The organism is Candidatus Cloacimonadota bacterium (assembly GCA_020532355.1).
Lineage (GTDB): Bacteria > Cloacimonadota > Cloacimonadia > Cloacimonadales > Cloacimonadaceae > UBA5456.
The window spans coordinates 1-3,126 of sequence record JAJBBD010000236.1 but is presented as its reverse complement, the minus strand read 5'-3'; the positions used below and the strand labels follow the sequence as shown (position 1 = coordinate 3,126).

The window sequence follows — 3,126 nt, the reverse complement described above, 5'->3', positions numbered from 1 at the left end:
CTCAATCACAATGGCTCGCGCCCTGTTATCGATGCTGCAATCTATATATTTATTGTCCATTCCACACACTGCTTTTATTAGATCAACTCGAGTGTCTAGAACCTCTGTCCACACATTTTCGCGATATAGGCTAGCTCTGTGATATACAATTCTATCCGGATCCACTATTCCTAATGGTCCTAAACCGGGACTGGTAAAGGCATCAACTTTACCGGAATCTGTTTTAACAACATCGCGGGCAGTATGGATTTCGTCGTTCATTACTACCAGTACTCCTTTATCGACGCTCTCGTGATGGCTAGCTACGCGTACACTGCCTATGATATTGCGGGGTCCATCCAACCCGAGATCACTTCCACTACGCATTGCTGCGGTAAAAATGACGGGCTTACGGGTGGTAAGCACCAAATCTGCCATAAAAGCACTTTCTTCCAAAGTGTCCGTGCCGTGAGTTACCACGATGCCATCATAAGCCAAAATCTTTGTGTCTATTAATTTTGCCAAACCAAACATCATCTTTGGTGTCATATAAGGGCTTGGAATATTCAAATAATCCATCACTTCCACATTGGCTACGCCATTTAGTTGGGGGAATTTTGTGAGGAAATCCGCAAGCTCTGATGTGGGCACTACCCCCATATTTACAACATTCTTCATCGAAATAGTGCCACCGGTCATTATCAGGAGTATCTTCTTCATTTTGAACTCATATAGGGTATTGGATCTTCACAGCCAGCTTCTTTAAATGCCCTAAGCCGAAGTAAGCAACTGGGGCATTCTCCGCAGGCTTTGTCGTTGGAAAAATAGCAACTCCAGGATAGTTGAAATGGGGCATTTAGCTCTTGTCCAAGTTTAATTATTTGGGCTTTTCGAAAATGTAAAACTGGAGTGTAAATGCCAATATTGCCCTTTACAGTTCCAAGTTCTATTAGATTTCTGAAGGTTTTAAAGAATTCTTCGCGGCAATCTGGGTATCCAGAGCTGTCTTCTTCAACTGCGCCAATATATATTTTACTTGCGCTTATCACTTCTGCCCAAGCTACCGCCGCACAGAGCATTGTAGCATTTCTGAAGGGGACATACGTGTTTGGAATGCCACTTTCGTGATTGATTACAATCTCCGCATCCGTTAATGAAGAACCGCCAATATCTGATAACCACCGATAATCCACAATTTTTGCCATTTGGGCATGGTAATAATCGGCAATTTGGTTAAAGCACTGCCTCTCTTTGGCTTGTGTTCGCTGTCCGTAAGAGAAATGCAAGCAAAATAACTCGTCACATTCCTTTGCAGCAATGGCAGTTGTAACCAGAGAATCCATTCCTCCGCTAAGTAGAACAATAGCACGTGTCATCATCTATTCCCGTTTAATTTCTTTTTGCAAGCTTATGGCAGAGTGTATTTATGTCAAGTACAAAGCATGGATTGTACTTGACTAAATTGATACATATAGGATTTTGCACACATTAGATAAGTTTATTTGAGGTTAATATGAGATACGACGTAATTATTATTGGTGCCGGTCCTGCAGGATTGAGCGCTGCCCTTTATAGTGCCCGAGGGGGTTTGAAGACTGCTATATTCGAAAAAGGAATGGTGGGTGGTCAAATCACAGTAACCGATGAAGTTGAGAACTATCCCGGTTTTGAAGAACCCCTTTCAGGTTTTGAACTAACTGCCAAAATGCATGCCCAGGCAGAGCGGTTTGGCGCTAGATTTATAGAAGAAGAAATTATAGCTTTGGGCATGGAGGGTTTGTGTAAAGTTATTGAAACAGATAGCGCTAAATACCGTGCAAAAAGCGTGATAATCTGTACTGGAGCACATCCTCGCCGGTTGAATGTACCCGGAGAAGAACACCTTACCGGACGTGGTGTATCTTATTGCGCAACATGCGATGGGGCTTTGTATCGTGATAAAGTAGTTGCTGTTGTTGGCGGAGGTGATAGCGCTATAGAAGAAGGAATCTTCCTTAGCAGATTTGCCCAAAAGGTGATCGTTATCCATCGCCGCGATGAATTACGTGCGCAAAAGATCATTCAAGAACGTGCTTTCAAAAATCCCAAAATTGAATTCATTTGGGATACAGTAGTTCAAGAAATTCATGGTGAAGCCAAAGTGAGCAAACTCGAATTGGTAAACCGTAAAACAAAAGAAATTTCTATGCTTCCTGTGGATGGAATCTTTATCTATGTGGGCATTCTGCCTAATAACGAATTGTTGGAATCCCGCATAGAACTCGATAGCGCTGGATTTGTGCTTACAGATGACCACATGCATACCAATATCCCGGGCGTCTATGCCGCTGGTGACATTCGCCATACAGTCCTCAGACAAGTGGTTACTGCCACATCCGATGGTGCGATTGCGGCGTGGAGTGCAGAGAAATGGATTATCGAAAACTACGATGCCCTAGAGGTAGAAAGTGCTAAATAGTAAAGAAATCCGCAGCCAATTCATCGAGTTTTTTAAGGAAAAAGGGCACAGCTTTGTGCATTCTTCCCCTGTGATCCCCCAGAATGATCCCACCCTGTTATTTGCCAATGCTGGTATGAACCAGTTTAAAAGTATCTTTTTGGGTAATAAGGAGGCTGAGGTAAGCCGTGCCGTAAACTCTCAGAAGTGCATTCGGGCTGGCGGGAAACACAACGACTTGGAAGAAGTGGGTAAGGATGGCTACCATCATACTTTCTTCGAAATGCTTGGTAATTGGAGCTTTGGCGATTATTACAAAAAAGAAGCCATTAGCTGGGCTTGGGAATTGCTCACAGAGAATTGGAAGCTGGATAAAAAGCTTCTTTACGCTACCGTTCACAAAAGCGATAGCGAGGCACACGATTTATGGCAAGAACAAACCGATATTGATCCTTCTCATATCTCATATCATGACGATAAAGATAACTTTTGGGAAATGGGAGATACAGGACCTTGCGGACCCTGCTCTGAGATCCATATTGACAGAGGTATAGAGCATTGCAATAAACAGGGAGTGCCCGGCCATATTTGTACTGTAAATGGCGATTGTGACCGATATATCGAGCTATGGAACCTGGTATTTATCCAATACAACAGGGAGGAAGATCGCTCACTAAGTCCCTTGAAACAGCGTTTTGTGGATACTGGTG

At 43.3% G+C, this 3,126-nt stretch carries 4 protein-coding genes; 2 read left to right on the top strand and 2 right to left on the bottom strand.

Going from position 1 to position 3,126, the window contains the following annotated elements; translation table 11 throughout:
- Positions 1-699, bottom strand: a 699-nt coding sequence (locus LHW48_08180; GenBank protein ID MCB5260430.1) for an asparaginase, incomplete at its 3' end; no start/stop codon positions are given.
- Positions 696-1,355 carry a 7-cyano-7-deazaguanine synthase QueC gene (gene queC / locus LHW48_08175; protein MCB5260429.1) on the bottom strand — a complete coding sequence of 220 codons (660 nt, stop codon included), beginning with the start codon at positions 1,353-1,355 and terminating at the stop codon, positions 696-698. The genes queC and LHW48_08180, both read right to left, overlap by 4 nt.
- Before the next feature lie 137 nt (positions 1,356-1,492).
- Here queC and trxB point away from each other — a divergent pair, with 137 nt between their 5' ends.
- Both trxB and LHW48_08165 read left to right on the top strand, forming a co-directional pair.
- Positions 1,493-2,437 carry a thioredoxin-disulfide reductase gene (gene trxB, locus LHW48_08170; protein ID MCB5260428.1) on the top strand — a complete coding sequence of 315 codons (945 nt, stop codon included), beginning with the start codon at positions 1,493-1,495 and terminating at the stop codon, positions 2,435-2,437.
- Positions 2,427-3,126: alanine--tRNA ligase (locus tag LHW48_08165; protein MCB5260427.1), on the top strand; the 700-nt coding region annotated here is incomplete at its 3' end. The genes trxB and LHW48_08165, both read left to right, overlap by 11 nt.

What these genes read in the sequence shown, in the direction of transcription:
- queC (MCB5260429.1), bottom strand. Translation starts at nt 1,355, where the DNA reads ATGACACGTGCTATTGTTCTACTTAGCGGAGGAATGGATTCTCTGGTT.
- trxB (MCB5260428.1), top strand. Translation starts at nt 1,493, where the DNA reads ATGAGATACGACGTAATTATTATTGGTGCCGGTCCTGCAGGATTGAGC.